This window comes from Zarconia sp. (assembly GCF_057467645.1).
The window spans coordinates 1-7750 of the sequence record NZ_JBRJXU010000036.1 but is presented as its reverse complement, the minus strand read 5'-3'; the positions used below and the strand labels follow the sequence as shown (position 1 = coordinate 7750).

The following is a 7750-nucleotide window of genomic DNA, read 5'->3' as shown; positions in this document are numbered from 1 at the left end:
TCTCCAATCCGGCGAGGTCGTCGTCATCGGCATCGAAGTCTTCAAACTCACCAACGTCGGCGTCTCCTTCATCGGTGGCTGCCATCTCCAATCCGGCGAGGTCGTCGTCATCGGCATCGAAGTCTTCAAACTCACCAACGTCGGCGTCTCCTTCATCGGTGGCTGCCATCTCCAATCCGGCGAGGTCGTCGTCGTCATCGGCATCGAAGTCTTCAAACTCACCAACGTCGGCGTCTCCTTCATCGGTGGCTTCCATCTCCAATTCGGCGAGGTCATCGTCGTCATCGGCATCGAAGTCTTCAAACTCCTCATCAGCCTCTAGAGAGGTGATGGCTTCACTCGCTGCTACAACTCCAACCCCTGCCACAGCCACCCCAGCTAAGCCTCCTAATCCGGAGTCTTCAGATTCCGCATCGGCATCTGGAGGTTCCGACGGGGGAGCAACGGTTTCAGTCAGCTCGTCGGCTGCGGTTGCGGCTGCCACGGAAGCCATTGCCGATGCGAGGGAAACCGGCTCGGCTCCAGGGGCATTGGGATCTAGACCCAGAGCGAGATCGGGGTCGAAATTCAACCCCAAAACTTGGATGAGGGTATCGGCATCGGGATTGAGTTGGGAAAAGGGCAACATCAGTTGCGCGAGCTTGGGTTCGAGTCCGTTGAGAGAACCTAAGATGAAATAGGAAGGAGGTCGCCGACCACCATCGGGAGTCTCAACGGAGGCCATCTGCATGTGCAGACTCAGCCAGGGGCGATTGACTTGGTAAAATTCCAACCACTTTTGCTTTAGAGCGCTGGTGAAGCTGTCAAAGAAAGCCATGGTGATTATCCCCGGAGTTAACGGTTGCTACTTGTACGATTTGTGGGTCTTGCGACCTACTCTCTTAAGCCATTGAATCATACTAGCGCTGGCCGTTACTCGCCTCTTTTCATCTTTAGGAAACTCAATGACCGATGGCGATCTCCCTATACCATCATCAGATCGAGTTCTTCTTCCTCGGATTGAACGGATGGCTTGGTGGGGTTGAGATAGAAGTCCGACAGCAGGGAGAAGAGTTCGCGATCGGCTGCATCTTGGGGAACCACACCTTCGGGTAGGGCGAGAATTTGATCTGCGATGTTGAGATAGTAGTCGCAGACGTACTCTAAAGAGGGATCGGATTCGGCCATTTCAAATAGGGTTTTGCCTTTGACGCGGGAGACGCGAATGTCTTCGATCAAGGGCAAAATTTCTAAGACCGGCATGGGTACGGCTTCGATATATTTATCGATTAAGTCCCGCTTGGAGGTGCGATTGCCTACCAGTCCAGCGAGGCGTAGGGGATGGGTGCGGGCTTTTTCCCGGACGGATGCGGCAATGCGATTGGCGGCAAAGAGGGCATCGAAACCGTTGTCGGTGACGATGGTGCAATAGTCGGAGTAGTTGAGGGGGGCTGCAAAACCACCACAAACCACGTCGCCCAACACGTCGAAGAGAATGACGTCGTATTCGTCGAAGGCGTTGAGTTCTTTGAGCAATTTCACGGTTTCGCCGACAACGTATCCGCCGCAACCGGCACCGGCTGGCGGACCGCCCGCTTCGACGCAATCCACGCCGCCGTAGCCTTTGTAGATGACATCTTCGGGCCAGATGTCTTCGTAGTGGTAGTCCTTGTCTTGGAGGGTATCGATAATGGTGGGAATGAGAAATCCCGTGAGGGTGAAGGTGCTATCGTGCTTGGGATCGCAACCGATTTGCAGCACTTTTTTGCCGCGACGGGCGAGGGCAACTGAGATGTTGCAGCTAGTCGTCGATTTGCCGATTCCACCTTTTCCGTAAACAGAGAGCTTCACGTTTGGATTCTCCTTGACGATCGCATTTTCTTAAACTCGAATTTTTTCTAACTGCCGCAGCCTTCGAGTAAACTGCGGAGTCGTTGATGTTATAGCAGCAAGCGATCGGCGATTGGGGATCGAAGTTCGGTAAAACACAAACATTTTTCGCTTGTTATTTTTGCCAGATTTCGTTGCCGCCTTGGCACAGTTGCTATGTTTCGTTGACAGCATTATGGTCGATTCACCGCTTCGAGGGAAGAGGGAGTGGAAATCAAAATCGCTTTAAAATCAATCAAATAGATTTATAAAAGTTTCAAGTACAGGTTATCTGTCGCTGGCTAGTTTATATATTTTTTTTATTTATTTTTTAGAATTTTGTGTTTTTTATAAATAAAAATTGTAACAATATAAAAATAAAAGACTTAAACTCATAAATCCCAGCAAAAAGACTTGCGATCGAGTGAGTTCGTCTTTCTGCGCTGGGTTTGACTCTTTTGCCTCAAATTTGTAAAGAATACTAAATTTCGATCGCCCAGAGCGATGAGAGTTGGGGGACCGGGGCAAACCCGATCGGAGTCTGCTTTTTGAGCATTCCCTTGTCAGGATGAGAGCGCACTCGCTTTTGGACAAGTCGAGCGCAGACCCATTGAACTCCACGTTAGCCGATCCCGAATCAACCCTACAACGCGCACAACGTCAGTGAGACGATCGTTTCAGTGCCTTTGAGAGCGCTAATCCGCTGACCTTTACTATCTTTATTTCCCGAGCGCATCGGATCGAGGGGTAAACTGACAAATCGATCGCGACTGGTGAGCAACATCACTTCCCCATCTCGCGGTGCGGGTACCATCCCTATGAGGGTATCGGCTTTGGAGGCAAATTGCAGGGCTTGGGTGCCAATTTCACCCCGGTTGGCCAAACGCAAGTCTTGGACTGACAAGCGCTTGGCATATCCCCGTTTGGTCACTAACACGATATCCTCTCCCGGTCGTACCGTCGTGCAGCCGACGATGCCCTCATTTTTACGCAATCGCATTACTTGATAGCCCTGGGCCGTCCGTCCGAGAATGGGTAATTGTTCATCATCCACCGTCAGGCGTAGCACTCGTCCTCCCGTTGTCGCGATCGCCACCTCTTCTCCCGCGCGAGTAATATTCCCATAGAACAAGCGATCGTCCTCTTTGAGTTTGAGCGCCGTCAGTCCTCGCACCGTCATATTGGTTAAATCTTGCAAAGACAAGCGTTTAATCCGTCCCTGAGCGGTCAGGAGGAGGAGTTGTTCGGTATCGGGATAGTCCGAGCGAACAAAAGAGGTCACGCAAGTGTCTCGATCCGCTCCCGCAGACGCAGGCAGCAATCCCACTAAAGGTTCCCCTCGGGAGTTGCGCTTACCCACCGGGGGAATCTCACCGATTTTGGTTGCGTAGGCTTTGCCATCGCGGGTGAGAACGAGCAAATTCTGGGCGGTGGTTGCCGGAACGGCGCGGACGCTGAAATCTTCCGTCGCATCGAGAATTCTCTGGGTTGTAGCCTCTTGCTTGCCGCGCTGCTTTTCCCAAACTGATGGAGTCATCCGGCGTACGTAGCCGCGATGGGTGAATTCGAGGATCGCATCCTCTTCCGGAATCGTCGCATCTAAAATTGGCGAGAGGGAACCTTGGGCGGATGTGGTTTTGCCCCGTGGGGATTTACCCTTCGCAGATGCATTTTTCGGGGACGTGCTGGCGGAGGTGGTCTGGATTTGGGCTTCGGCGGAGATAATTCGAGTCAGGCGATCGCTTTTGAACTTGCGCTTGAACGATCGCAGTTCTTTTTTCAGAGCTTTGAGCAGTTCGTGGCGATTGTTGAGTAAGGTTTGCAGTTCTTCTCGCCGTGCCGTCAGTTCCTCGAACTCCCGTTGCAAATTTTGCTGTTCCAACCCCGTCAGCCGTCGCAGGGGCATTGCCAGAATTGCACTGGCTTGGCGATCGCTAAAACCGAACCGATTTTGAAACTCGAGCTTGGCACTCGTCCCATCGGGGGCACCCCGGAGAATTTCGATCGTCTCGTCGAGGACTTCGAGGGCTAAAAGTAATCCTTCGAGCAAGTGCAAGCGATCTTCGGTTTTTTCGAGTTCGTCGCGATACTGACGAATCAGGGTTCGTTCGCGGAAATCGAGGAACTGTTGTAAGATTTCCCGCAACGGCAGCTGGCGCGGCTGACCGTCTACCAAAGCCAGCAAAATCGCCCCAAAATTTTGTTGCAAAGGCGTTTGCCGGTAGAGTTGCCCCAGAACGCGCTCCGGGTTGGCTTCCCGTTTGAGTTCGACCACCACTCGAATGCCATCGCGATCGCTCTCGTCCCGAATATCGGAAATCCCATCGAGTCGTCCCTGATTAACCAATCCCGCCACTTTTTCAATCCAACTGGATTTACTCACCTGAAACGGAAATTCGCTCACGATTAACGCTGGACGACGGGAGCGGCGAGTGCGTCCGGTTTCTACCTGTTCGACCCCCACGACCCCGCGCATGGTGATACTGCCCCGTCCCGTGCGATAGGCATCCCGAATCCCCTGGGTACCGATAATTTCTCCCCCCGTGGGAAAGTCAGGGCCGGGAACGAGTTCGAGCAGTTTGTCATCGTTGAGATCGGGTCGATCGATTAAGGAGATCGCCGCATCCACCACCTCCCCCAGATTGTGAGGGGGAATATTAGTCGCCATCCCCACGGCAATCCCGGAACAGCCATTGAGCAGCAGAATCGGCAGTTGAGCGGGCAGAACCACCGGCTCTTGTTGAGAACTGTCGAAATTGTCAATAAAATCCACCGTCGCTTCGCCAATTTCCGAGAGTAGGGCTTCGTTCCCCATTTCGGAGAGGCGGGTTTCCGTGTAGCGCATGGCTGCAGCGGGATCGTTATCCACCGAGCCGAAATTTCCATGACCGGCCAGGAGGGGGTAACGGCTGGAAAAATCCTGCACCATCCGCACCAGGGCATCGTAAACGGCCTGGTCGCCGTGGGGGTGATATTTCCCCAACACGTCGCCGACCACGCGAGCGCACTTGCGATAGGGGCGATCGGGGGTCAACCCGAGTTCGTGCATGGCATATAAAATTCGCCGATGAACGGGTTTGAGACCATCGCGCACGTCCGGTAAAGCCCGCCCGACAATCACGCTCATGGCATATTCGAGATAGGACTGTTGCATCTCGGTATGTAGCGCGGTTGAGACGACTTGTCCTTTGGCGAGTAGGTTGAGCTGCTTAGCCATGAAGCTTGATTCCTCCATCCCGGAAATAGACGGGTGACAGTATATGACAATATATCGGGTATGCGGTCAGTATCCGTCCCGTAGGTAAAAGTTTTTCGGGACGAGGGAGCGATGGTGAGCCTTTGAGGGGGCACTCTTGGCAAGACCCCAAATAGAAGCGACCCCGTGAGTCTAGTCTAGAATGAACTCGGGGTATGGTTCGGAGTATAATTTGAGAAGATAGGTAAAAAAAGATTGCCCCAACGCCCAAGGTTACGCAAGTAGGTAGAACATGACGAAGACCGTTCTGATTGTAGAGGACGACCTAGTTAACGCCCGAGTTTTCTCTAAGATTCTAACCAAGCGAGGTGGCTTAGCGGTGAAGCATACGGAAAATGTCGAAGAGGTGATGCAAATTGCCCAAGCCAAAGAGGCTGATATCATCCTCATGGACGTTTCCCTCGCCCGCAGCGTCTATCAGGGTCAGGCGGTGGATGGCATTCGGATTACGCAAATTCTCAAATCGAACCCAGATACGGCAACTTTACCAATTATTTTGGTGACAGCTCATGCCATGGCTGGCGATCGAGAAGCGTTTCTCGCCAAAAGCGGTGCCGATGGTTATATTTCCAAACCGGTGATCGACCATCAAGAGTTTGTAGAGAGAATTCACAGCCTTTTGCCCCAAGAGTAAGGGCATCGATTCGATCTCGAAAATTCGAGATCCGATCGGGTTCTTGAGCCGAAATCTCGACTTTGAATTCACTCAGAGATCGCTTAAATGGGAAAACAGCAATTGAAGAGAGCGCACGAGGGTTAGAATCGGCGCTCTCTTCGAGGTTTTGAGGGGTTTTATTGGGGAGCGACTTGAACGTCCACCGGTAATTCATCAGATCCCTGGGCAATGGTCGATTGGATGCGGGGGGTTTGCAGAAAGATTTCCGCATCGGCAAGCAACTGGGTTCCCCACAGATTCGCTTTCAAAAAATCGAGGTCTGCATACCGCAGGTCGATTTCGATCGCCGTTTCTCCGAGTTCCCATCCTTCTTCCTGTTTTCCGAGGGTATACAGGGCAACGGCTCGTGCGAGCTGAGGTTCGGCCGAATTTTCGATCGCCGCGGCTTCCTTCCACAAGTCGATCGCCTCTTCCACGTCTCCCTGCTCGTATTTGACCAGTCCCATATTATTTGTTGCCGGCCAAAACTCTTCGTCTTCGTCCAATGCTTCCTGGTAGCGATCGATCGCCTCGGAGTACTGCCCGAGAAGATAATAGGCATTGCCCAAATCGAAGAGAGCACCGGGAATATCTGGTTCGAGTTTCAAGCCGGCTTCGAGTTCGATGGCCGCCTGCTCGTAATTCTCGTCCTGGAAGTAAGCCGAACCCAAAGCAAACAGAATCGTCGCATTTTCCGGGGTCAGTTCGCGGGCTTTTTCCAAAGCGGCAATGGCAGCCTTGGCATCTTCCATCTGCAAGTGCAAGCTACCCAAAATCGCCCAAGCATCGGCATTATCGGGCAGGAGTTGGGCAGCCAACTTGGCGCGAGGTAGGGCTTGGTCGTATTGCTGGAACTGCGCCCACTGGTTGGCTTCGAGAACCAGACTCGTCCCGATTTCTTCGAGCTGCTGCGCGTTGAGTTGCAGGGTGTGGGGTACGAGTGCCTGTCCTCGAAGGGGTTGAGGATTCCCCAACAATGCAAGGGCGCTCAGACAGGAAATGACAAAATGGTATTTTGGCACGGCACTTGGATAGAAAGGGATGATGAAAGGTGGTGGTGTTTGCTGGGTCTGGGTTGGAACTATCTATACCTTACTAGGTTTCTCGCGCTTCGCACATTTCGATCGCCAGTCTCGGTTGGGGATAGATGGCAATGGTTACGGAGATCGATCGTTCGGAGCGAGATCGCCCTATGGCATTCGCAGGACTGCTACGTGAATTGAGGATGTTTGTGAAGGCGAGCATCAGCGATAGGGGGAGCAAGACTCGAGTCCTGTGACATGAGTTTCATAACGGAACAGGCGACTGCTATAAATCGAAAGAGGGCTTTGCACTGGGCAATCCTGCACTGGGCAATATTCTTCAAAACCGTCGATCTCGCCAAGCGCCATTTAACGTATGCTAACACCTCCAAATTCCGATCTTCTTTCACTCCCCCCACTCAAAATCCGCGATCGCATTTTTACATGGGGCGATCGCACTTATTTGATGGGCATTCTTAATGTTACCCCCGATAGTTTTAGCGATGGGGGAGAGTTCGAGAGCGTGGAGGCAGCGCTTCAGCAGGCACGGCAAATGGTCGAGGCGGGGGTGGATATTATTGACGTGGGAGGGCAATCCACTCGTCCTGGAGCGGTTGAAGTTTCCCTCCAAGAAGAACTCGATCGCGTCGTTCCCCCCATTCAGAAGATTCGCTCTTCTTTCGAGTCGATCGCCATTTCCATCGATACCAGCCGCGCTGAAGTGGCGCGAGCCGCGGTTGAAGCGGGGGCAGATATCGTCAACGATGTGACGGGGGGTATGGGAGACTCGCAAATGTTACCCACAATTGCCCAGCTGGGAGTTCCGGTTATCTTAATGCACATGCGGGGTACGCCCCAAACCATGCAAACCCTGACGGATTACGAGGATGTGATGGGAGAAATCTGCCAGGTTCTCCAACGTCAGGCAGAGGCTGGCATCGCAGTGGGTATCGCGCGAGGGAATATTAT

General features: G+C 52.8%; 7 protein-coding genes. 2 read left to right on the top strand and 5 right to left on the bottom strand.

What is annotated here, in order from left to right; genetic code table 11:
- From AC2215_RS05480 to AC2215_RS05470, 3 genes are all read right to left on the bottom strand, one after another.
- On the bottom strand, positions 1–817 hold an 817-nt coding region (locus tag AC2215_RS05480), incomplete at its 3' end, for a DUF5331 domain-containing protein (protein ID WP_486808956.1).
- 146 nt (positions 818–963) lie between these two features.
- Complete coding sequence (bchL, locus tag AC2215_RS05475) at positions 964–1830, bottom strand: ferredoxin:protochlorophyllide reductase (ATP-dependent) iron-sulfur ATP-binding protein (protein WP_486808955.1); 867 nt, start codon at positions 1828–1830, stop codon at positions 964–966.
- 661 nt (positions 1831–2491) lie between these two features.
- A complete protein-coding gene (locus AC2215_RS05470) occupies positions 2492–5065 on the bottom strand; it encodes a DNA gyrase/topoisomerase IV subunit A (RefSeq protein ID WP_486808954.1) in 2574 nt (857 codons plus the stop codon).
- A gap of 271 nt (positions 5066–5336) precedes the next feature.
- Here AC2215_RS05470 and AC2215_RS05465 point away from each other — a divergent pair, with 271 nt between their 5' ends.
- Positions 5337–5738: a response regulator gene (locus AC2215_RS05465; protein WP_486808953.1), complete on the top strand. Its 402-nt coding sequence runs from the start codon at positions 5337–5339 to the stop codon at positions 5736–5738.
- A 158-nt stretch (positions 5739–5896) separates the two neighbouring features.
- Here AC2215_RS05465 and AC2215_RS05460 read toward each other — a convergent pair whose 3' ends face one another.
- A complete protein-coding gene (locus AC2215_RS05460; protein ID WP_486808952.1) occupies positions 5897–6781 on the bottom strand; it encodes a tetratricopeptide repeat protein in 885 nt (294 codons plus the stop codon).
- 73 nt (positions 6782–6854) lie between these two features.
- Positions 6855–7004 (bottom strand): hypothetical protein, encoded by a 150-nt coding sequence (locus tag AC2215_RS05455; RefSeq protein WP_486808951.1) that lies wholly within the window; start codon positions 7002–7004, stop codon positions 6855–6857.
- Between the two features lie 153 nt (positions 7005–7157).
- Here AC2215_RS05455 and folP point away from each other — a divergent pair.
- Positions 7158–7750, top strand: a 593-nt coding sequence (folP, locus tag AC2215_RS05450) for a dihydropteroate synthase (protein WP_486808950.1), incomplete at its 3' end; no start/stop codon positions are given.

Excerpts from the sequence above, each read along its gene's own strand:
- AC2215_RS05455 (WP_486808951.1), bottom strand. The coding sequence starts at position 7,004 with ATGCTCGCCTTCACAAACATCCTCAATTCACGTAGCAGTCCTGCGAAT.
- AC2215_RS05465 (WP_486808953.1), top strand. The coding sequence starts at position 5,337 with ATGACGAAGACCGTTCTGATTGTAGAGGACGACCTAGTTAACGCCCGA.
- AC2215_RS05470 (WP_486808954.1), bottom strand. The coding sequence starts at position 5,065 with ATGGCTAAGCAGCTCAACCTACTCGCCAAAGGACAAGTCGTCTCAACC.